Annotated in this window: 16 protein-coding genes; 11 read left to right on the top strand and 5 right to left on the bottom strand. The window is 69.7% G+C overall.

Annotation, left to right across the window (positions count from 1 at the left end; genetic code table 11):
• The first annotated feature begins 51 nt into the window (after positions 1-51).
• The 7 genes from hemQ to hemL are packed head-to-tail and all read left to right on the top strand — an operon-like array spanning position 52 to position 7,406.
• Complete coding sequence (hemQ, locus tag AC1DNC_RS13640; protein ID WP_476863069.1) at positions 52-765, top strand: hydrogen peroxide-dependent heme synthase; 714 nt, start codon at positions 52-54, stop codon at positions 763-765.
• Complete coding sequence (locus tag AC1DNC_RS13645) at positions 762-2,030, top strand: ferrochelatase (protein WP_476863070.1); 1,269 nt, start codon at positions 762-764, stop codon at positions 2,028-2,030. Before hemQ ends, AC1DNC_RS13645 begins: the two co-directional genes overlap by 4 nt.
• A complete protein-coding gene (hemC, locus tag AC1DNC_RS13650; protein ID WP_476863071.1) occupies positions 2,027-3,025 on the top strand; it encodes a hydroxymethylbilane synthase in 999 nt (332 codons plus the stop codon). The genes AC1DNC_RS13645 and hemC overlap by 4 nt, the downstream gene beginning before the upstream one ends.
• A gap of 20 nt (positions 3,026-3,045) precedes the next feature.
• Positions 3,046-3,966 (top strand): uroporphyrinogen-III synthase, encoded by a 921-nt coding sequence (locus AC1DNC_RS13655; RefSeq protein ID WP_476863072.1) that lies wholly within the window; start codon positions 3,046-3,048, stop codon positions 3,964-3,966.
• On the top strand, positions 3,963-4,946 hold the full coding sequence (gene hemB, locus AC1DNC_RS13660; protein WP_476863073.1) for a porphobilinogen synthase: 984 nt from the start codon (positions 3,963-3,965) through the stop codon (positions 4,944-4,946). Before AC1DNC_RS13655 ends, hemB begins: the two co-directional genes overlap by 4 nt.
• Complete coding sequence (locus AC1DNC_RS13665; RefSeq protein WP_476863074.1) at positions 4,943-6,061, top strand: LLM class flavin-dependent oxidoreductase; 1,119 nt, start codon at positions 4,943-4,945, stop codon at positions 6,059-6,061. Before hemB ends, AC1DNC_RS13665 begins: the two co-directional genes overlap by 4 nt.
• Positions 6,062-6,074: 13 nt before the next feature.
• On the top strand, positions 6,075-7,406 hold the full coding sequence (gene hemL, locus AC1DNC_RS13670; protein WP_476863075.1) for a glutamate-1-semialdehyde 2,1-aminomutase: 1,332 nt from the start codon (positions 6,075-6,077) through the stop codon (positions 7,404-7,406).
• A 121-nt stretch (positions 7,407-7,527) separates the two neighbouring features.
• Here the strand turns inward: hemL and AC1DNC_RS13675 are convergent, their stop codons facing one another.
• The 4 genes from AC1DNC_RS13675 to AC1DNC_RS13690 form a co-directional block, all read right to left on the bottom strand.
• Positions 7,528-8,370: a MetQ/NlpA family ABC transporter substrate-binding protein gene (locus tag AC1DNC_RS13675; protein ID WP_476863076.1), complete on the bottom strand. Its 843-nt coding sequence runs from the start codon at positions 8,368-8,370 to the stop codon at positions 7,528-7,530.
• Positions 8,371-8,478: 108 nt separating this feature from the next.
• The gene (locus AC1DNC_RS13680; protein ID WP_476863077.1) at positions 8,479-9,150 is read right to left on the bottom strand and encodes a methionine ABC transporter permease; all 672 of its coding nucleotides are present in this window, start codon (positions 9,148-9,150) and stop codon (positions 8,479-8,481) included.
• The gene (locus tag AC1DNC_RS13685; protein WP_476863078.1) at positions 9,150-10,175 is read right to left on the bottom strand and encodes a methionine ABC transporter ATP-binding protein; all 1,026 of its coding nucleotides are present in this window, start codon (positions 10,173-10,175) and stop codon (positions 9,150-9,152) included. The genes AC1DNC_RS13680 and AC1DNC_RS13685 overlap by 1 nt, the downstream gene beginning before the upstream one ends.
• A gap of 285 nt (positions 10,176-10,460) precedes the next feature.
• A complete protein-coding gene (locus tag AC1DNC_RS13690) occupies positions 10,461-11,171 on the bottom strand; it encodes an exonuclease domain-containing protein (protein ID WP_476863079.1) in 711 nt (236 codons plus the stop codon).
• A gap of 120 nt (positions 11,172-11,291) precedes the next feature.
• Between AC1DNC_RS13690 and AC1DNC_RS13695 the strand changes: the two genes are divergently transcribed.
• The 3 genes from AC1DNC_RS13695 to AC1DNC_RS13705 all read left to right on the top strand — a co-directional run bounded on the left by AC1DNC_RS13695 (position 11,292) and on the right by AC1DNC_RS13705 (position 18,612).
• Complete coding sequence (locus AC1DNC_RS13695; protein WP_476863080.1) at positions 11,292-11,708, top strand: MGMT family protein; 417 nt, start codon at positions 11,292-11,294, stop codon at positions 11,706-11,708.
• A 71-nt stretch (positions 11,709-11,779) separates the two neighbouring features.
• Complete coding sequence (locus AC1DNC_RS13700; RefSeq protein ID WP_476863210.1) at positions 11,780-15,010, top strand: ATP-dependent helicase; 3,231 nt, start codon at positions 11,780-11,782, stop codon at positions 15,008-15,010.
• Complete coding sequence (locus AC1DNC_RS13705) at positions 15,007-18,612, top strand: ATP-dependent helicase (protein ID WP_476863081.1); 3,606 nt, start codon at positions 15,007-15,009, stop codon at positions 18,610-18,612. The genes AC1DNC_RS13700 and AC1DNC_RS13705 overlap by 4 nt, the downstream gene beginning before the upstream one ends.
• Before the next feature lie 15 nt (positions 18,613-18,627).
• Here the strand turns inward: AC1DNC_RS13705 and AC1DNC_RS13710 are convergent, their stop codons facing one another.
• Complete coding sequence (locus AC1DNC_RS13710; protein ID WP_476863082.1) at positions 18,628-19,929, bottom strand: macrolide 2'-phosphotransferase; 1,302 nt, start codon at positions 19,927-19,929, stop codon at positions 18,628-18,630.
• A gap of 167 nt (positions 19,930-20,096) precedes the next feature.
• Here AC1DNC_RS13710 and nudC point away from each other — a divergent pair, with 167 nt between their 5' ends.
• On the top strand, positions 20,097-21,200 hold the full coding sequence (gene nudC / locus AC1DNC_RS13715) for an NAD(+) diphosphatase (protein WP_476863083.1): 1,104 nt from the start codon (positions 20,097-20,099) through the stop codon (positions 21,198-21,200).
• The last annotated feature ends 51 nt before the right edge of the window (positions 21,201-21,251 follow it).

A 21,251-nucleotide genomic window follows, 5' to 3' on the forward strand; every position in this document is an offset into this window, starting at 1 on the left:
TAGAAGTGCTCTATTTCGACTTAGCTCGGGGGAGGGGGCAGACTGGTATCCATGAGCCACACTTCTGCCGAATCTGTCACTAAAACCGGAACAGCAGCCGAGGAATCGACCGAGCAGTTCTTCACGCTCTGGACGGTTTTCAAGCGCTCCGCCGATGTCCTGCGCAGCGGCGACGCGGCCGAGGACTTCGATGCACTTATCGGGCGGCTGGCGGAGGACGGCGTCGTCCACCGCGGCAGCTACGACGTGTCGGCGATGCGCGCGGACGCGGACATCATGGTCTGGCTGCACGGGCCCAAGGCCGAAGCCCTGCAGCGTGCCGTGCGCGACATCCGCCGCAGCAAGCTGTTCACCGGGACCGAAATCGCGTGGTCCGCGATGGGCGTGCACCGTGAGGCCGAGTTCGCCAAGAACCACACCCCTGCCTTCTCCCGCGGCGTGGAGCCGGCCGAATGGCTCTGCGTCTACCCGTTCGTGCGCTCCTACGAGTGGTACCTGCTCCCGGACGCCGAGCGCGGCGCGATGCTCCGCCACCACGGCCTGCTGGGCCGCGACTTCCCGCAGGTCATCTCCAACACCGTGTCCTCCTTCGCCCTCGGCGACTGGGAGTGGATCCTGGGCCTCGAGGCCCCGGAGCTGGTTGACCTCGTGGACCTGATGCGCCACCTGCGCGCCACCGAGGCCCGGCACCACGTCCGCGAAGAAGTCCCGTTCTACACCGGCCGCCGCGTCAGCGCCGTCGAGATTGCCGAGGTCCTCGCATGAGCCCGCTCGACCCCCAGGACACCACTGCCGTGAACCCCGTCACCGAGGCCGGCCGGATGGCTCCCAAGGAATACGACGCCGTGCTGCTCGCCTCCTTCGGCGGGCCCGAAGGCCAGGAAGACGTCATCCCCTTCCTGCGCAACGTCACCCGCGGCCGCGGCATCCCGGACGAACGGCTCGAAGAGGTCTCGCACCACTACCGTGCCAACGGCGGCATCAGCCCGATCAACGAACAAAACCGCCAGCTCAAGGCCGCCATGGAGGCCGAGTTCGCCACCCGCGGGATCAACCTGCCGATCTTTTGGGGCAACCGCAACTGGGACCCCTACATCCCGCAGACCCTCCAGGAGATCTACGACGCCGGGCACCGCAAGGTCCTGATGATCACCACCAGCGCCTACTCCTGCTACTCCAGCTGCCGCCAGTACCGCGAGGACATCGGCATGGCACTGACCGAGACCGGGTTGGACGGCAAGCTCGAGGTGGACAAGGTTCGCCAGTACTTTGACCACCCGGGCTTCGTGGAGCCCTTCGTCGAAGGGACCGCCGCCGGCCTGGCCGACGTCCGCGCCCAGCTGGCCGCAGCCGGCACTCCGGACGCCCCGGTCCACATCCTCTTCGCGACGCACTCGATTCCGACGCGCGACGCCGAGGCCGCCGGCCGCTCCGAGGGTGAGCCGCGCCAGTTCGAACAGGACTCCGCCTACGTGGCCCAGCACCTGGCCACCGGCGCCGAGGTCATCCGCAGGGTCGAAGCCGAGTCCGGCCTCACCGCACCGTGGTCCCTCGTCTACCAGTCCCGTTCCGGCGCCCCGCACGTTCCGTGGCTCGAACCCGACATCAACGACGCCATCGAGGAGCTCGCAGGCCAGGGCATCAAGGGCGTCGTGATTGTGCCGCTGGGCTTCGTCAGCGACCACATGGAGGTCGTCTGGGACCTCGACACCGAGGCCCTGGAAACCTGTGGCGAACTCGGCCTCGCAGCCACCCGCGTTCCCACGCCCGGGACGCACCGCAAATTCGTCGCCGGGATCGTGGACCTGATCAGCGAGCGGACCGCGGCGAACAACATTGCCGACCGGCCGCATCTGACCAAGCTCGGCCCCTGGTACGACGTGTGCCGGCCGGGCTGCTGCGCCAACTTCCGTGGCGAAAAGCCCACCATCGCCGGCGCGGACACCACCGTCGGGACGGGGCACGACCCCTACCCGGCCGGGGCTCCCGCAGCCGCGGCCACCACGGCGGCAGGCCAGGCACCGCAGTGACAGTTCGGATCGGCACCCGGGCCAGCAAGCTCGCCCTCACCCAGACCCAGCAGACCGCGGACCAGCTGGCTGCCGTCGGCGGGTTCCCGGTGGAACTCGTCCACATCCGCACCGACGGCGACGTCCTGACCGGCCCGCTGTCCCAGATGGGCGGCACCGGGGTGTTCGTGGCGGCGCTGCGCGACGCCCTGCTGCGGGATGCGTGCGACGTCGCGGTCCATTCGCTCAAGGACCTGCCCACCGGCGCCGCCCTCGGCCTGAGCCTGGCCGCGACGCCGAAGCGCGTCGACGTCCGCGACGTGCTCTGCGCCCGGGACGGGCTCAAGCTCTCCGAGCTGCCCGCCGGCGCCACCGTGGGAACCGGTTCGCCACGCCGCGCCGCCCAACTGCGGGCAGCCCGGCCCGACCTGGAGATCCGCGATATCCGCGGCAACGTGGACACCCGGCTCGGCCGGGTGCCCGGACTGCCGGGCAACAGCACCGAGACGTACGTCGAGGGCAAATCCTGCGACCTTGACGCCGTCGTGCTCGCCGCCGCCGGGCTGCACCGGATCGGCCGGCTGGACGCCGTGAGCGAGTACCTGGACACCGACGTGATGCTCCCGGCCGCCGGCCAAGGTTCGCTCGCGATCGAATGCCGCACCGCGGACGCACCGCGCAAGGCAGGGTCCACCGAGGGCTCGCAGGGCGTGCTCGCACAGGCCCTCGCGGCCCTGGATGACCCGGACACCCGCCTCGCCGTCACCGCCGAACGGGCCCTCCTGGCCCGGCTCGAAGCCGGCTGCGCCGCTCCGTTGGGCGCCTACGCCTACCGGAAGGGCAGCATGCTGCACCTCGAAGCCGTGGTCTGCGCCGTGGACGGCACCGCCACGGTCCGGGACAAGAAGGCCACCGACGGGCTGACCGAGGTTGGCGCCACCCTGCTGGGAATCGAACTGGCCGAAGCGTTGCTGGCAGCAGGTGCTGCCGACATCGCCGATCTGGCCGCTTCCTGAGCCGGACGGATCCTCTCCTGATGGGACGCCGCAGTGCCAGCCCCCGGCCGGACGGGGACGCCGGGCCCAGGGTGCTCGAGGGCGCCCGGGTCCTGGTCACCCGCAATCCGGACCGGGCTGGTGCCTTGGTGTCCGCGCTCCGGGAGACCGGCGCCGAGCCGCTGCTGCTGCCGCTCATCGACTTCGAGCTGGCCTCGGACCAGCACTCGCTGGACGTGGCCTTCGACGCCCTTGGCGCCGGAGCCTACGCCTGGCTGGTGGTCAGCAGCGTGACCACGGTCCAGGTCCTCGAAGCCAAGGCCGCCGAACGCGGCGCAGCCCTCAGCGCCTGGCTGCCAGGCAGCCTGCAGGTTGCCGCCGTCGGCCCGGCCACCCGCCGCGTACTTGAGGACCTGAACATCGCCGTGGACCTGGCGCCCGGCGGGCAGCAGTCCGGCGCGGGACTGCTGGAAGTTTGGCCGCGCGGCCAAGGCACCGTGCTGCTGCCGCAGGCCGACATCGCCGACCCGCGGCTCCGCCGGGGGCTGGAGGCGCGCGGCGCCTCGGTCCAGACCGTCACCGCCTACCGGACGGTCGATTATCCCGCCGACCCGCGCCGCAGCCTGGCCCCCGCCACTGATCTCCAGGGCCACCCCGCCCCGGTCCTGACCTTGGAGGACGCCAAAGCCGCGATCGACGCGGGCACCCTGCACGCCGTCGTCGCGGCGTCACCGAGCGCAGCCCGCCGCGTCCACACCGGGCTGCCGCCGCTGGGTGAGTGCCGGCTCGTCGCGATCGGACGCTCGACGGCGGCAGAGGCCCTGGCCCTCGGGCTGCCGGTGGCCGCCGTCGCCGAGGAACCCACCGCCTCCGGACTCGTCGCCGCTGTCATCCGTGCCCTGGATCCGGCGCACCCCACACCCCATCCCGACCCCGAGCAGACTGTGAAGGACCAATCATGAGCTTCCCCACGCACCGCCCCCGCCGGCTCCGCACCACCCCCGCGATGCGCCGGCTGACGGCAGAGCACCGCCTCTCCGCGGCCGAACTCATCCTTCCGGCGTTCATCCGGGAGGGACTGACCGAACCGAACCCGATCGCCTCGATGCCCGGCGTGCAGCAGCACACCACCGAGTCGCTCAAGCGCGCCGCCGCCGAGGCCGTGCAGCTGGGCGTGGGCGGCATCATGCTCTTCGGCATCCCGGCCGTACGGGACGCGCGGGGCACCGCCTCGCTGGACCCCGAGGGCGTGCTGAACGAGGCCATCCGCGACGTGAAGGCCGAGGTCGGCGACGACCTCGTCATCATGAGCGACGTTTGCCTCGATGAGTTCACCGACCACGGCCACTGCGGCGTGCTGGACGCGCACGGCTACGTCGACAACGACGCGACCCTGGAGATCTACGGGCAGATGGCCGTCGCCCAGGCCGAAGCCGGCGCGCACGTGCTGGGCCCCTCGGGCATGATGGACGGCCAGATCGCCGTGATCCGGCAGGCGCTGGAAGCCGCCGGGCACGCCAACACGGCCGTCGTGGCCTACGCCGCGAAGTACGCCTCCGCCTTCTACGGCCCCTTCCGCGAGGCTGTCGACTCCCAGCTCACCGGGGACCGGCGCACCTACCAGATGGACGCCGCGAACCGCCGCGAAGCGATCCTCGAAGTCGAACTGGACCTCGAAGAAGGCGCCGACATGGTGATGGTGAAGCCCGCCATGAGCTACCTCGACATCCTGGCCGACGTCGCCGCGATGAGCCCGGTGCCGGTGGCCGCCTACCAGATCTCCGGCGAGTACTCGATGATCGAGGCCGCCGCCGCGAACGGCTGGATCGACCGCCGCGCAGCCATCACCGAGTCCGTGCTGGGAATCAAGCGGGCCGGCGCCAACATGGTCCTTACCTACTGGGCGAGCGAGCTCGCCGGCTGGCTGAAGGAAACCCGGTGAGCGCCGAGGAGGTGCCGGACCCGGCCTCGGGAGCCAACCCGACCGCGCCGGTCGGTCAGGACACCATCCTGCTCGGCCTGAACACCTTCGGCGACGTCGGCGTGTTCCCCGACGGGCATCCTGTCCCGCATGCCCAGGTCCTGCGGCAGTTGCTGGAACAGGCCGAACTCGCGGACGAGGTGGGGTTGCACGCCTTCGGAGTGGGGGAGCACCATCGGCGCGACTTCGCCGTGTCCGCTCCGGAGGTCTTTCTCGCCGCTGCCGCGGCGAGGACCAAGAAGATCCGCCTCGGCTCTGCTGTCACCGTGCTCAGCTCGGATGACCCGATCCGGGTTTTCCAGCGGTTCGCCACCGTCGACGCGATCTCCAATGGCCGGGCCGAGGTGATGCTGGGCCGAGGCTCCTTCGTGGAGTCCTTCCCGCTGTTCGGCCTGGACCTGGCCGACTACGAGGTCCTGTTCGAGGAAAAGCTCGAGCTATTCGACAAGGTCCGCGCGCAGAAACCGGTCAAGTGGGAGGGCCGTACCCGCCGGCCCATCAACGGGCTCAGCGTCTACCCGCCGCTCGAGCACCACCTGCTGCCGGCCTGGATCGGCGTCGGCGGCACTCCCGAGTCCGTGCTGCGCTGCGCCGAATACGGCTACCCGATCATCTTCGCCATCATCGGCGGCACACCCGGATCCTTCGCCCCGCTGGCCGGACTCTACCGCGAGGCCATGGCCAAATACGGTCACCCGATGCAGCAGCTCGCCACGCATTCGCCCGGCCACGTCGCCGCCACGGATGAGGAAGCCCGCGAGGAGTTCTTCCCGCACTGGCTGGCCCAGCGCAACCAGATCGGCGCCGAACGCGGCTGGGGACCGGGGAACCGCGCCGAATTCGACTACCTGTGCGCCCCCGAGGGCGCGCTCTACGTCGGTTCACCGGACACGGTGGCGGCAAAGATCGCCCTGCTCAAGCGCAGCCTCGGGGTGGACCGCTTTGACCTCAAGTACAGCAACGGCACCCTCCCGCATGCGGCCATGATGCGCTCCATCGAACTGTTTGGCACCGAGGTGGCGCCGCGGGTGGCTGCCTTGCTGGCCGGTGCGACGCCGGATACCCGGCAGAACTGAAAGAATAGGAACCATGACTTCCACCCACCCTCGCAATGAGGAACTCTTCGACCGCGCCCGCCGCCTGATGCCGGGCGGCGTCAACTCGCCGGTCCGGGCCTTCGGCTCGGTGGGCGGCACGCCCCGCTTCATGGTCTCCGCCAAGGGCCCGTACCTGACCGACGCCGACGGCGCCGAGTACGTCGACCTGGTCTGCTCCTGGGGCCCGGCGCTGCTGGGCCACGCCCACCCGGAGGTCCTCGCCGCGGTCCACGCCGCCGTCGACCGCGGACTGTCGTTCGGCGCCTCGACCCCGGACGAGGCCAACCTCGCCGCGATCGTCCAGGAGCGCGTTCCGGCTGCCGAGCGGGTCCGGATGGTTTCCACCGGCACCGAGGCGACCATGACCGCCATCCGGCTGGCCCGCGGCTACACCGGTCGCAACCTGGTGATCAAGTTCGCCGGCTGCTACCACGGCCACCTTGACGGCCTGCTTGCCGCCGCCGGCTCCGGCCTGGCTACGCTCGCGCTGCCCGGCTCCGCCGGCGTCACCGCCGCGACCGCCGCCGAAACCCTCGTACTGCCCTACAACGACCTCGACGCCGTCGAAGCCGCCTTCGCCAAGCACGGCGACAGCATCGCCGCCGTCATCACCGAGGCCGCGCCGGCCAACATGGGTGTTGTCACCCCGGGCGAGGGCTTCAACGCAGGGCTGGCCCGGATCACCCGCGAACACGGCGCCCTGCTGATCCTCGATGAGGTCCTCACCGGCTTCCGCACCGGCTACTCCGGCTACTGGGGCCTCACCGGCGGGGCGGCCGGCGCCGCCGAGCCGTGGAGCCCGGACCTGCTGACCTTCGGCAAGGTGATCGGCGGCGGCATGCCGACCGCGGCCCTCGGCGGCCGCGCCGAGGTCATGGACTACCTCGCCCCGGTAGGCCCGGTCTACCAGGCCGGCACCCTCTCCGGGAACCCGGTGGCGATGGCCGCCGGCGTCGCCACCCTCACCAACGCAACGCCCGAGGTGTACTCGTTCGTCGACGCCCGCTCGCTGGAGCTCTCCGGCGCGCTGTCCTCGGCCCTGGACGCTGCCGGCGTGGACCACTCCATCCAGCGCGCCGGGAACCTGTTCTCCGTGGCCTTCGGCACCTCGGCCCGCGGCGTCCACAACTACGACGACGCGCAGGGCCAGGAGGTCTTCCGCTACGCGCCGTTCTTCCACTCGATGCTGGACTCCGGGGTCTACCTGCCGCCGTCGGTGTTCGAGGCCTGGTTCCTCTCCGCCGCGCACGACGACGCCGCGATGAACCGGATCTTCGACGCCCTGCCGGCCGCCGCGAAGGCTGCCGCGGCGGCGCGAGCCTAAGGCACGCGCGCCTAGAGGACACCGGGCGGCGAGCAGGCGGCCGGGACCGCCGGCGTCGTTCTTAAACACTTTCGGCACCCGCCGTGGCGGGTGCCGAAAGTGTTTAATGCGGAGTCCGGGCCTAGAAAGCCGGGGTCACGTCTCCGTTGGGCCATTCCTTCTCGATGAAGGCCTTGACCTCGGGGGAGTGCAGCAGCTCTTCGAGCTTTTTGATCCGCACGTCGTCCTTGGAATCTTCACGCCAGGCCAGGAAGTTGGCGTAAGGGTTGTTGTCCACGGACTCGACGGCGAGGGCGTTCTTGGTGCTCAGCCCGGCCTTGAGGATGAAGTTGCCGTTGATCAGGGCCAGGTCCACCGAGGGGTCCTTGAGGTCATTGATTAGCAGTTCCGGCTGGTTCTCAGAGAACTTCAGCTTCTTGGGGTTCTGCTCGTCGCTGAGCGTCAGCACCGAAGTGTCATCCTTGATGTCCTTGAGCAGGCCGGCGACCTGGAGGACCTTGAGGGCGCGGACCTGGTTGGACGGGTCGTTCGTGATGGCGACCTTGGCCCCGTCCTTGATGTCCTTGATGTTCTTGACCTTTTCCGAGAACGCGGCGTACGGCTCGATGTGCACGCCCGCGCCGTGGCCGAACTTGTAGCCCTTGGTCTTGACCTGGTCCTCGAACCAGGGCAGGTGCTGGTAGAAGTTGGCGTCCAGGGAGCCGTCGCTCAGGGCGGTGTTCGGCGTCTGGTAATCCTCGATCTCCTTGATATCCAGCTTGAGGCCGGCCTTGGGGGCGAGCTCCTGGTTGATGAATTCGAGGATCTTGGCGTGCGGGACCGGGCTGGCGCCGACCGTGAGGGTGGCGGGCTTGGCCGGATCCAGCGTCGTGACCTGGGCGCTGGGGGTGGACGAACCACCGCAAGCCGTCAGCGCCAGGGCAGTGACAATGCCGGTGGCCAGGAGGGTGAGTGACTTACGCATCGGATGCGTTCCTTTCAAAAGAGGCGGAAAATTCGACGGCGATGCCGTGGTCCGCGCAGGTGCAGAGGGCGGCTACCCGCTGCAAGGCTGGGGTGGGTTATCTGTCGGTCAGCGGTGGTCGAGGCCGCGGGAGATCCGCTCGCCCACGAGTTGGATGACCTGGACGAGGACGACGATCAGGACGATGGTGACGATCATGACCGTGACGTCGAAGCGCTGGAAGCCGTAGTTGTAAGCCAGCTTGCCGAGGCCGCCGCCGCCGACCAGGCCGGCCATCGCGGAGTAGCCCACGAGGGTCACCACGGTGGTGGTGGCGGCCGCAACGAGGGCTGGCAGGGATTCGCGCAGCATCACCTTGCTGATGATCTGCATGTTTGTGGAGCCCATCACCTGGGCCGCGTCGATCTTGCCGTGGTGCACATCGCGCAGGCAGGCTTCGACCAGCCGGGCGAAGAACGGGATGGTGCCGATGGATAGGGACACCGACGCGGCGATCGGGCCGAGGCTCGTCCCGGTGAGGGCGCGGGCCAGCGGAATGAGCGCCACCATGAGGATGGCGAACGGGATGGACCGGGTGATGTTGACGATCACGTCGCTGAGGATCCGGTTCGTGACCGGCATCGGGCGGAGCCCGCCGGGTGCAGTGACGTGCAGGAAGACGCCCAGCGGCAGGCCGATGAGCACGGTGAAGAAGGCGGAGATGCCGACCATCTGCAGGGTCTCCACGATCGCCTCGGGGAGGGCCCGGGCCAGGACGGGGTTGCTGAAAATATCGTTCATTAGTTGGCTCCTTCTTCCGTCGGAGCTGCATCGGCGGCGACGCGCTTGGCGCTGATGCCCCGGCCATGCAGGTAGCGGAGGACGGCGTCGAAATCGGCGTCTTCGGCGAGCTGCACCCGGAGATGCCCGAACTGCTGGCCGCCGAGCGTTTCGACGCTGCCGGCGAGGACGTTGAGGTCCATATCGAAGTGCCGGGCGACGCCGGTCAGGACGGGTTCCTTGGCGCTTTCGCCGGAGAACAGGATCTCCAGGACCGGACCCCTCTGCAGCGCGCCGTGCAGGGGTTCCGACGGCGGCAGCGGAAGGAGGGCGCGGGCCAGCTTGCTGTCGAGTTCGCCCGCCACGTCCTGCAGGGCGCCGTGTTCGATGATGCGGCCACGGGAGAGCAGCGAAACGGAGTCACAGACCCGCTTCACGACGTTCATCTCGTGGGTGATGATCAGCACGGTCAGCTGGAGCCGCCGGGTCAGGTCCTGGATCAGGTCCAGGATTTCCTCCGTCGTGGCAGGGTCCAGGGCCGAGGTGGGTTCATCGCAGAGCAAGACCTCGGGGTCCGAGGCGAGGGCACGTGCGATCCCGACGCGCTGGCGCTGGCCGCCGGAGAGCTGGGACGGGTAGGCATTCTCGAAGCCTTCGAGCCCCACAAGCTTCAGGAGTTCGGCCACCCGGGTGCGGATCTTCTCCTTCGGGGTCTTGACGAGCTCCAGGGGGTGGGCCACGTTGCCGGCCGCGGTCCGGGAGTCCATCAGGTTCGCGTGCTGGAAAACCATACCGATGCGCCGCCGCGCAGCACGGATTTCCGAGTCCCGCACGGAACTCAGTTCGGTGCCGTCGATGTTGACGGACCCGGAAGTGGGGCGGTCCAGCAGGGTCAGGCAGCGCACCAGCGTCGACTTGCCGGCACCGGAGTGTCCGATGATGCCGTGGATCGAGCCCTTCGGCACGGAGAGGGTGACGCCGTCGAGGGCCACCACTTCCTTCTTGCCCTGCCGGTAGACCTTACGAAGGTCGGTAACTGTGATCATTTATCCCTTGGCGGTTGGATTTCGGGCGCGAAATATCACACGCCCAGTTCTGAACTAAATTATGTCAGCGGGGCCAAGGGGCATCCACTTCCGTATTTAGTTCGTCACAAAGGGCCAACGGATGAAGATAATTCCGGCCATCGGTCAAGTGGCACGGGCAATAAAGGGGTGTTCTTCCGGCCGCCAAATCCCGGAGGGTGCCATGCGTTGCGGGCGGGGGCAACTGCCGCTGTGATCTCTGTCCCAGTCGCTTGCCGGTTCCCTGCCGGCTGGCCCCTTTCGGGACTAGAAGTCGCCCCGGCTGGCGTCCTCGGGAGGCAGCACCGGCCAGTCGCCTTCGATCACAACCGCGGGCTTGGTCTTGCGCAGATAGCTCTGGAAATCCGCCGCCTGGGCAGAAGCCCACTCCACCTGCAGCTGGTGCAGGTGGCTGGCCGGCATCCGCAGTTTGGGGAACTTTCCTGCCATGGCATCGAGCACCCGCAGCGTCGCCAGGGCGTCCGCCGCGGAAGTGTGCGCGTTGTCCAGCCCGACGCCGTACTCCTCGCACAGCGCCGTGAGGGTGCGCTTGCCCTTGCGGTACCGGTCCACCTGCTTGTTCATGATGTACGGGTCCAGCACCGGGAAGCGGCTCAGCTGAGGCACCCCGTACCGGGCCGACTCGGCGGCGAGCACGGTGAAGTCGTAGCTGGCGTTGAAGGCAATGACCGGCACCCCGGTGTCGAACAGTTCCTGCAGCACGGCCGCCAGCTCCCTGGTCACCTCTGCGGCGGGCCGGCCCTCGCGCCGGGCCTGCTCGGTGGTGACGCCGTGAACGTCGCTGGCCTCAGTGGGAATCTCCACCCCGGGATCTGCCAGCCACTCGTGCTCCTTGATGACCGAGCCGTCGGCGTCCACCACGGTCACGGAAGCCGTCACGATCCGTGCCGCGCGGGAGTTCCGGCCGGTGGTTTCAAGGTCGAAGGCTGCGCGGGGGAGGGTGTGCCAGGTGCTCATACTTAAACGCTACCTGCTGGCGCCGACAGTTTTGTGACGCCCTGCGGAGGCTCTGTCCTGCGGCCCCGGCTGCGGGTGTCCGGCGGCGATGGCGACTGCGATGCCCGGTAACCTTGGTGCATGCGGACGGAGTATGTGGAGGCGGTGCTGGAGCTCGCGTCGATGGTGCCGCCGGGAGCGGCCCTCGCCTATGGCGACGTCGCCGAACTCCTTGGCGCCGGCGGCCCCCGCCAGGTCGGCTCGGTCATGAGCCACTACGGCAGCGCCGTCCCCTGGTGGCGGATCCTGAAGTCGAACGGGGCCGCCCCGCCCGGCCACGAACGGGAAGCTTTGGTCTTCTACCTTGCCGAAGGAACACCCTTGCTGGGCAGCTACCTGGACTACGAGCGCACCGGGGAGGGCCGCTGGCGGGTCGACCTGGTCACCGCACGGTGGGCGCCCTCCGAACCCGACTTCGAGCGGATCGACTCCCTCGCCGAGCGCCTGGAACGGGAGCTGCATAAATTGTCCGTCCCCAATGATGAAATGTCCGTGTGAGTAGCCCCAGCCAGACCGCCAGCAACACTCCCAGCCACACCACCGGCCCCGCGGCCCAGAACCGGGCGGGTCTGCGCCTGCTGCCGCCCCGGACCCAGCACAGTGCCGTCCCGGTACTTTCGGCGGACCAGCGGGACGCCGTCGACGTCGCCCACGGCTCCGGACCAGTCCTGGTGCCCGGCGCGCCGGGCACCGGAAAATCCACCGTGCTGGTCGAGACCGCCGTCCGCAGGGCGCTGCGTGACGGTCTGGACCCGGAGCGGATGCTGATCCTGGCCCCCGGCCGGCTTGCCGCCGATGCGCTGCGCGACCGCTTCACCGCGCGCTTGGACCGCAGCCTGAGCACGACGCCGGCCCGCACCTGGGCGTCTTACGCCTTCGACCTGATCCGGCGCGCCAAGGCCGAAGGGATCCTGCCGCTGCCTCGTGCACCGAAGCTCCTGTCCGGCCCCGAGCAGGACCTGATCATCAAGGAACTCCTTGAGGGCCACGCCCAGCCGGGGCTGGAGCTTTCCTGGCCGGAGGACCTGGGCGCCGCCCTGCAGACTCGCGGCTTCCGGCAGGAAGTCCGGCAACTCTTCGACCGGATCATCGAATCCGGACGCACCGCAGAGGACCTGGCCGCCCTCGGCCGACGCTGCGCCCGGCCGGACTGGACCGCCGCAGCCGCCCTCTATGCGGAGTACCGCGACGTCCTTGACCTGCGCATGCCCGAATCCTTTGACCCGGCCGGGATCATCACGGCGGCACGGCAGATTTTCCAGGACGCCCCCGAATTCCTGGCCGCGGAGCGGGACCGGCTCCAGCTGATCCTCGTGGACGATATCCAGGAGGCCAACCCGGCCGTGTTCGAGCTGCTCGCGGACATCGCCGCAGGCAAGGACGTTCTCGTCACGTCCTCCCCGGACACCGTCGTGCAGGGTTTCCGCGGGGCACGGCCGGACCTGGTGGCCGAGCTGCCCCGGCTGCTCGCTCCCGGTGGCGCCGCCCTCGAGCGACCGCTCTGGACCGCACACCGCCACGCCCCGGCCGTGGCGCGGGCCTGGCAGGCTGTCGCGGAGAGGATTTCGTTGCGCTCCGGCGGGACCTCGGCCCGCCGGCTCGAACACCCAGATCTGCCGGCGTCCCCGGAGGGCCAGGGCACCGTGGAGGCCCACCTGCTGCCCTCCCCGGTCCACGAACTGCGCTATGTGGCACAGCGGATCCTGGAGGCCCAGCTGAATGACGGCCGGGACCTCGGAGACATCGCGGTGATCGTGCGCAACGGCGGCCAGCTCAGCCAGCTGCAGCGCCACCTCGCCGGCCAGGGCATTCCGGTTCGGATCCCGGTTGCCGAATCCGCGGTCCGGGACGAGGTAGCCGTGCGGCCGCTCCTGGACGCCTATGCGGTGGCGCTGGACCCTGCCGTCCTGACCCCGGAATCCGCCGTTTCGCTGCTCACCTCCAGGATCGGCGGTGCCACGTCGATCGAGTTGCGTCGGCTCCGCCAATCGCTGCGGCGCGAGGAACTGCTGGGCGGTGGCGGCCGTACCAGCGACGCGTTGCTCGTGGAGGCACTGCTGGACCCCGGCGCCTTGGCGACGCTCGGGATCGAGGGGCATTCCGCCCGCCGCGTGGCCCGGATGATCCGCGCCGGCCGGGAGGCCGCGGCGGCACCGGGCGGCAACGCCGAGACCGTGCTGTGGGCGCTGTGGCACTCCACCGGGCTGGCCGCGCGCTGGACCGAGGCCGCCCTTGCCGGCGGGGCGGCGGGAGCCCGCGCGGACCGGGACCTGGACGCGATGATGGCCTTGTTCCACACCGCCGAGCGGTACGTGGACCAGCTCCCCGGCTCGGGCCCGGAACAATTCCTCGAGTACCTGCTCAGCCAGGAGCTGCCGATGGACACGTTGGCTGCCCGGGCACAGCTTGAGGACGCAGTGGAACTCATGACCCCGGCCAGCGCCGCGGGACGGGAGTGGCCGGTGGTGATCGTACCCGGCCTGCAGGAAGGCGTCTGGCCGAATACCCGGCTCCGCGGCGAACTGCTTGGCAGCACGCTTTTTGCCGACGCCGTCGAGCACGGCGTCGAGTACGCCCTGCAGCTCGATCCGCTGAGCCGGCTCCGCGAGATCCGCTACGACGAGCTGCGGAGTTTCTCCACCGCGGTTTCGCGCGCCCGCGAGGTGCTGATCTGCACGGCCGTTTCCTCGGAGGACGAACAGCCCTCATCGTTCCTGGACTACGTCGCGCCGCTGCACCCGGACCAGGACCGCCGCGGCTTCACGACCGTGGAGCGGCCGCTGACTTTGCGCGCGCTGGTCGCTGAGCTGCGCCAGTACGCCCAGCTCGACGGCGGCTCCGCCGAAGCGGCCGAGGCCACCGCCGTGCTCGGCGCCCTCGCCGGTGCGCAGCCGGCCGTGCCCGGCGCCCACCCGGAAAGCTGGTGGGGGCTGGCTCCGCTGTCCTCGACGGATCCCGTGGTGCCGCCCGGCAGCACCGTGTTTGTCTCGCCCTCCAAGGTCGAGACCGTGCAGAAGGCGCCGCTCGACTGGTTCGTCCAGGCCGCAGGCGGAGAGGCCGCAACCGATTTTGCCCGCAGCCTCGGAACTCTGGTCCATGCCATCGCGCAGGACCTCCCGGACGCCTCCGGCACCGAGTACCTGGCCGAACTGGCCAAACGCTGGCCGTCCCTGGGAATGAAGGACAACTGGGAAGGCAAGCTCGATTACCAACGCGCCGAAACCATGGTGCGCAAGCTCGCCCAGTACGTGCTGGTGATGCGCAGCGAGGGGCGGAGCCTGCTCGGCGTCGAGCAGGACTTCGAGGTGAAGCTTCCCGACGTGGCCTCCGAGGCAGCCACCGGCGAGGAGTCCTGGCCGGCACGGCCGGCCGTGCTCCGCGGCCAGGTCGACAGGCTGGAGATTGACGCCGAGGGCCGGCTTGTCATCGTGGACCTCAAAACCGGCAAGCGCCAGCCCGGCAAAGCCGAGCTGGAGCGCCATCCCCAGCTGGGCGCCTACCAGGCAGCGGTGCTCGCCGGAGGCTTTGGCGGACCGGACGACGGTCCGCCCCCACGGTCCGGCGGGGCGGTGCTGGCCCAGCTCGGTACCGGCACCAAAAGCCCGGGCGTGCAGAGCCAACCGCCGCTTGATCCGGATGCGAACTGGGCGCTGGAGATGGTCGGCGAAGCCGCCCGGGTCATGTCCGGAAGTACTTTCGAAGCCCGCCACGACCCCGCCAAGGGCGGACACGGCGGCCATGGCTGCAGGCTCCCAGAGGTCTGCCCGCTGTGCGCACGGGGAAAGCAGGTTACCGAATGAGCAGCGAGACAACGACGGCGGCCGGGCCGGAGAATGCCGCGCGCCCGGACGCGCCACCGGAGTCAGCCTCTGAACAGCTGCCTCACAAGCTGCCCGCGCCGCGGTTCAGCCCGGAAGAGCTGTCGGCAATACTGGGAGAGAAGAACACACCCACGGCCGAACAGTCCCTGATCATCTCCTCCCCGCTTGCGCCGCGGCTCGTCATCGCCGGTGCCGGTTCCGGCAAGACCGCCACCATGGCGGACCGTGTGGTGTGGCTGGTCGCGAACGGCTGGGTCCGGCCCGAGGAGGTCCTCGGCGTGACCTTCACCCGCAAGGCCGCCGGCGAGCTCGCCACCCGGATCCGGGCCAAGCTGGCCGCGCTGGCGCGGATCGCTGCCGCGGACCCGGAGCACAAGGTGTTCCCGGCCGGGCTGCTGAGCACCGATGCGCTGGAACCAAAGGTCTCCACCTACCACTCCTACGCCAGCGGCATCGTCTCGGACTACGGGCTCCGGCTCGGCGTCGAACGGGACGTCGTGCTCCTCGGAGGCGCCCAGTCCTTCCAGCTCGCGAGCGAGGTGGTGGAAGCCTATGACGGCGAGTACCAGCATTTCCGCTCCGCGAAATCCACCCTCGTCAAGGCGGTGATCCAGCTCGCCGGGGAGTGCGCGGAACACCTGCAGGACCCCGCCCAGGTCCGCGGCTGGCTGCTGGACCGAGCGGCCGAGTTCGAGGCCCTGCCGTATGTCGCCACGGCCAAGAAGAACCCCAGCCAGGCTGCGGGGGACCTCAGCGCCCTGCTCCGCACCCGTGCCAGCGTGGCGGACATGGTGGGCCGCTACGCGGAGGCCAAACGGGCCCGCGGCGCACTCGACTTCGGTGACCTTGTGGCCCTCGCGGCCCGGGTGGCCAACGAGATTCCGGTGGCCGCGCAAACGGAACGCCAGCGCTACAAGGTGGTGCTGCTGGACGAGTTCCAGGACACCTCGCACGCCCAGCTGGTCCTCTTCTCCCGGCTGTTCGGCAACGGTCACGCCGTCACCGCCGTGGGGGACCCGAACCAGTCCATCTACGGCTTCCGCGGTGCCTCCGCGGGCCAGCTCTTCCATTTCGTCCGGGAATTCCCCGTCCGGGTCGACGACGGCGGCAATGGGCGCGGGTCCGGCGAAACCGGCGGCGCCCCGGGGAAGTTCGCCGTCGCGCCGACGTCCTATCTCACCACCGCGTGGCGCAACGGCCGGAACATCCTTGAAGCCGCGAACGTCATTTCCGCCCCGCTCAGCAAGGCGGCAGCCCATGCCGGTGCAGTCGGCGCCCGGAACAGCGCCGAAACCGTGGAGGTACCGCCGCTGCAGCCCAGCCCTGCCGCCGTCCAAGGCCGCGTGGTGATGGGCCGCTTCGGCACGGACGAGGACGAGGCGGCGGCCATCGCCGCCGACGTGCTGAAATTTCGGCGGACCGACTTCGACGCCGGCAAGGGTGGGGAAGCCGAGCCGCCCGCGATGGCCGTCTTGTGCCGCCGCCGGGCCCAGATGGAGTGCATCCGCCGCGAATTCGAGCTGCGCGGCATTCCATACGAAATCGTAGGCCTCGGCGGGCTGCTGGACACCCCGGAAATCGTCGATCTCGTGGCGACCCTGCGCGTGCTGGCCGATCCGGGCCGCTCGGACTCCCTGATGCGGCTGCTGGCCGGTGCGCGCTGGCGGATCGGTCCTGCGGACCTGATGGCTTTCCGCGACTGGTCAAGCTTCCTGGCCCGGCGCCGCGGCCGCCCGGGAGACACGGACGCCGACAGTGACAGGGACAGTGACACTGATAGTCCCGAAACGATCATTGAGGGCGACCTCACCGACGCGGCGAGCCTTGTCGAGGCGCTGGACTGGCTGCCCCGCCCGGACTGGACCTCCGCCCACGGCCGCAGGCTCAGCCCCGAAGCGCTGGGGAGGCTGCAAAAGCTCTCCGTCGAGCTGCGGCAACTGCGCAGCTTCATGGGCGATGACCTCAGCACGCTCCTGGGCGAGGTGGAGCGCGCCATGCTCCTCGACATTGAAGTCGCGGCCCGGCCCGGCATCAGCATCCACCAGGCCCGGCGAAACCTTGACGCCTTCCAAGACGCGGCCGCCGGGTTCCTGCACACCTCGCAGCGGGTCGACGTGCTCGCGTTCCTGGCCTGGCTGGAAGCTGCCGCCGCCGAGGAGAACGGCCTCGACGCCGCCGCCCCGGACGTCAACCACGAGGCGGTCCAGCTGCTGACCGTCCACGCTTCCAAGGGACTGGAATGGGACGTGGTGTTCGTTCCCGGCCTGAACGCCGGCGCCTTCCCGTCCAGCCGGGATTCACGCTGGAGCAGCGGATCTGCCGCACTGCCGTGGCCGCTCCGCGGGGACCGCGCCGATCTGCCGCAGTGGGACCTCGACCAGCCGGACCAGAAGGGGTGGCTCGACGCCGAAAAGGACTTCAAGTCCGCGGTCCAGGCCCACGGCGAGGCAGAGGAACGGCGCCTGGCGTATGTGGCGTACACCCGCGCCAAGCACGTGCTCTGGGTTTCCAGCGCAGCCTGGGTGGGTTCCCGGGCTGGGCTGGCGGAAATGTCCCCGTTCCTGGCTGAACTTGAAGTGCTGGGCTCGTCCGGGGCGGCCGGGATCCATCCGCTCTCGGTCGCCGAGGAAGCGTTGCCTGAGGAGAGCCCGCTGACCTCCGAGCTGGAGCTAGCAGTGTGGCCCTACGACCCCTTGGAGGGCCCCATCCACCCGCGGACCGGGGCACGGCTGCGTCTCGTGCCCGGACGCCGGGCCGCCATGGAGGCGGCCGCAGCGCGGGTCCTGGAACAACTGGACCAGCCCGGCGCCGGCTCATTGCCGGTTCCCGCCCGGGCCGGGACGTCCCCAGCAGCTTTAACCCCAGCCGATTCGGCCCCGGCGGCGCGCAAACTGCGCGGACCGGCAGCCGGCTGGGCACAGGAGGCTACCACGCTGCTGGACCGGCGTTCGCGGCGCTCCGCGCTCCAGGACGTTCACCTGCCGGGCCATATTTCCGCCTCCACGCTGGTGGACCTGGACGAGGATGCGGGCTCCGTGGTGGCCCGCCTGCGGCGGCCTGTCCCGCGTGAGCCGGGCATGTCGGCCCGCAAGGGAACGGCCTTCCACGCGTGGGTCGAAGAGTACTTCGGCACCACCGGGATGCTGGACCTCGGGGAGGCCGCCGGTTCGGATGACCACATCGACGAGGCCTACGGACTGGACGCCATGGTGGAGACCTTCCGCCAGTCGGAGTGGGCACACCGGGCGCCGGCGCACGTCGAGGTACCGGTGGAAACCCGGATCGGTGACGTGGTGGTGCGCGGTCGTATCGACGCCGTCTTCCGCGATGCCGACGGCGGCTGGGACCTCGTGGACTGGAAGACCGGACGCCGGCCTTCCGCGAGCCAGCTCAAGACCAAGGCTGTGCAGCTCGCCGTCTACCGTCTGGCATGGTCGCGGCTCAAAGGTGTGCCGCTTGAGGACGTCCGGGCAGCGTTCTACTACGTGGCAGATAACCAGGTGGTCCGGCCGCACGATCTCGGCTCGGCGGAACGCCTGGAAGAGATCGTCGCGGCGGCACTGGGCGGGAAGGCGGGCTAGTAGTTGCCGCCGCCGCTACTGCTGCTTTAACGGCACCACGGTGAGCGCCGTCGTCGAAGTGTCCTCCGCGACAGGCGGCTTTGGCGGCGTGGAGGCATCTTCGGCGGCAGCCTCGGGCCCGCCGTCGGGTCCGACGTGCTCCGAATCGCTGTCCCCGTCGCCGCTGCTGGGGGCCCCGGGCGCGATGGCTTCCGATTCGCCGGCAGCGGCCGCAGTGCCCGCAGCGTCGTCCTGCGCCGCGCCGGAAAGCTCCTCGCGGGGGATCGGCGTGACATGAACGGCGGCTGCCATGTCGCTGGCGGGCTGAGGGTCCTGTCCCGGCGCCGAGCCGGGGGCGTCCGGACCGATCGGCTGCACGGTGACGGCAGGCTGCGGCAGCGGCTCAACGCTGATCGGCTGGCCGCCGTGCTCCGCGACGTCCTCGGCGAGCACCGCGAGCATCGACTCGGCCTCCCGGATCATCTCCGCGTCACCCGCTGCAAGGCCCTTGACCAGGTACTGCGCCAGGGCGAACTCGGCGGAGAGCGCGGCGCGGCGCAGCAGATGGGCGTCGGGGGCGTCCCGGCGGCTCGAGGTGTAGTGCGCAAGGACGGCGTCCACAAAGTCCTGGTCATTGGACGCGACAAGCCAGGCCATGTCGTCGGCCGGGTCCCCGATCCGCAGGTCGGTCCAGCCGGCCACAGCCGTGACCCGGTCGCCGTCGACCAGCAGGTTGTCCTCGTGCAGGTCGCCGTGCACCACGCTCGGGTTGAAACGCCACAGCGAGACGTCCTCAAGCGCATGTTCCCAGCGGCGCAGCAGCAGTGGCGGGATCTTGCCCGTGGTGGCGGCCTGGTCCAGCTCGTTGAGCCGCCGCTGGCGGAACTCGTTTGGCGTGTAGCTGGGCAGGTCGGCGTTGCTGACCAGCGAATGCGGAAGGTCATGGATGGCCGCGAGGGCGGCGCCGAGCTCCCGGGCCAGCGCGGGGGAACCGCCGCTGAGCTCCTCCACCGAGCGCGTGGCGCCGGACAGGTGGGAGTAGACGAAGGTGCTGAGCTCACCCTGCCGGACGGTGCCGGCCACGGTAGGCATCAGGAAGGGAAGTTCGGCACGGATGCCGGGAGTGAACGCGCGCAGCACCAGGAACTCGGTTTCGAGCCGTGCGCTTGCCTCGGCATGCCGCGGTGAGCGAACACGCCAGCGCTTGCCTTCGGAGTCGAGGAGAAGGGCGGAATCGAAGTCTGCCGGATCGTCGGGCGCGGAGCTCACGGCGGTCGGGGTCAGGCCGGGGACTGCCGCGGTGGCTACGGCTGCCAGTTCGATTGGTTTTCTTCTCACGCTTCCACGGTAGATTGAGCCGGGCCCAAGACGGCGCTGCATTGCGGCGAGTCTGAAAGATCGGGCCGAAATCGCGCCGAACGGCAGCCTCCCGCAATCGGTCCCGGACCGCCCCGTGACCCTCCGGGGAAATGTCAATTGTCGGCGGGGGTCGGTACGGTGGGTACATGAGTCTTGCGGAGTCACCGGAGCCCGGTAGTGCAGAAATAAACGGGCAAAATATCGGACAGCTTGATACCGAACGGTTTGATACCGGACAGCACGTTGCCGGCAGCCCGCCGGCCAACCTGCTGCGGGACACCGTGCTGCCGGTCCGCCCTGCGATGATCGACCGCGGCTCCGCAGCCCGGATGAAGCCGGGAATGCTGGAGGAGCTGCTGCGGTCCGACGACGTGCAGGCCATGGTTCTATCCCGGCGCCAGGCGCTGGTGAGCGGCGAGGGACTCGTCTTCCTCGACGCTGCGGGCCTCGCCGCGCGGCTGAAGGGAACCGCATACGCCCCGGAGCAGGTTGTCTACCTCGGCGCAGCAATGCCTGGAGCGCGCGCGGCCGCAGGAACGCAATACGTGCTGTTCGTCCTCCCGGAACAGTTCGAGGTCCGGGCCGAGCCGTTCGAGCCGCACGTCGAGGGCATTCCCGCCGGCGCACAGTGGGCCGGCTTCCGCGAGGTGGCCGCGCAGCTGGACCCCACCGACACGGCCCTGTTCATCGAGGCCAGCGCCATCGCCAACTGGCACGCCACCCATACGCACTGCCCGCGCTGCGGCGCCGCTACTGTGCCGGAAGCCGGCGGCTGGGTCCGGCGCTGCCCCTCCGACAATTCCGAGCACTATCCCCGCACGGATCCTGCGATCATCGTCACGGTCGTCGGTCCGGATGACCGGTTGCTGCTCGGCGGCGGCGGCCCGCTCGACTCCCGGAACTACTCGACCCTGGCCGGTTTCGTCGAGCCCGGGGAGTCCCTCGAACAGGCAGTCGTCCGTGAAATCGGCGAGGAAGTCGGCGTGCGGGTTACCGCCGCGCAGTACCTTGGTTCCCAGTCCTGGCCGTTTCCGGCCTCGCTGATGCTCGGCTTTACCGCAACGACGGAGGACACGGAGGCCAAGCCCGACGGCGTCGAGGTCACCCGGGCGCGCTGGTTCAGCCGCGCCGAGCTGCAGGAAGCGGTGCTGAGCGGCGAGATTGTCATCTCCAGCCGGCTTTCGATCGCGCGGGCCCTGATCGAGCACTGGTACGGGGGCGTCATCCAAGATCGCCCGGACAGTGCCTGACGTTCTTAGTGAAGTCCCTGTGACAGCCCCCGGCGGCAGCAGCGTTCGCCG

The sequence above is a fragment of the Arthrobacter sp. 01N442 genome, assembly GCF_056399345.1.

Excerpts from the sequence above, each read along its gene's own strand:
- hemQ (WP_476863069.1), top strand. The coding sequence starts at position 52 with ATGAGCCACACTTCTGCCGAATCTGTCACTAAAACCGGAACAGCAGCC.
- AC1DNC_RS13645 (WP_476863070.1), top strand. The coding sequence starts at position 762 with ATGAGCCCGCTCGACCCCCAGGACACCACTGCCGTGAACCCCGTCACC.
- AC1DNC_RS13655 (WP_476863072.1), top strand. The coding sequence starts at position 3,046 with ATGGGACGCCGCAGTGCCAGCCCCCGGCCGGACGGGGACGCCGGGCCC.
- hemB (WP_476863073.1), top strand. The coding sequence starts at position 3,963 with ATGAGCTTCCCCACGCACCGCCCCCGCCGGCTCCGCACCACCCCCGCG.
- hemL (WP_476863075.1), top strand. The coding sequence starts at position 6,075 with ATGACTTCCACCCACCCTCGCAATGAGGAACTCTTCGACCGCGCCCGC.
- AC1DNC_RS13675 (WP_476863076.1), bottom strand. The coding sequence starts at position 8,370 with ATGCGTAAGTCACTCACCCTCCTGGCCACCGGCATTGTCACTGCCCTG.
- AC1DNC_RS13680 (WP_476863077.1), bottom strand. The coding sequence starts at position 9,150 with ATGAACGATATTTTCAGCAACCCCGTCCTGGCCCGGGCCCTCCCCGAG.
- AC1DNC_RS13685 (WP_476863078.1), bottom strand. The coding sequence starts at position 10,175 with ATGATCACAGTTACCGACCTTCGTAAGGTCTACCGGCAGGGCAAGAAG.
- AC1DNC_RS13690 (WP_476863079.1), bottom strand. The coding sequence starts at position 11,171 with ATGAGCACCTGGCACACCCTCCCCCGCGCAGCCTTCGACCTTGAAACC.
- AC1DNC_RS13695 (WP_476863080.1), top strand. The coding sequence starts at position 11,292 with ATGCGGACGGAGTATGTGGAGGCGGTGCTGGAGCTCGCGTCGATGGTG.
- AC1DNC_RS13705 (WP_476863081.1), top strand. The coding sequence starts at position 15,007 with ATGAGCAGCGAGACAACGACGGCGGCCGGGCCGGAGAATGCCGCGCGC.
- nudC (WP_476863083.1), top strand. The coding sequence starts at position 20,097 with ATGAGTCTTGCGGAGTCACCGGAGCCCGGTAGTGCAGAAATAAACGGG.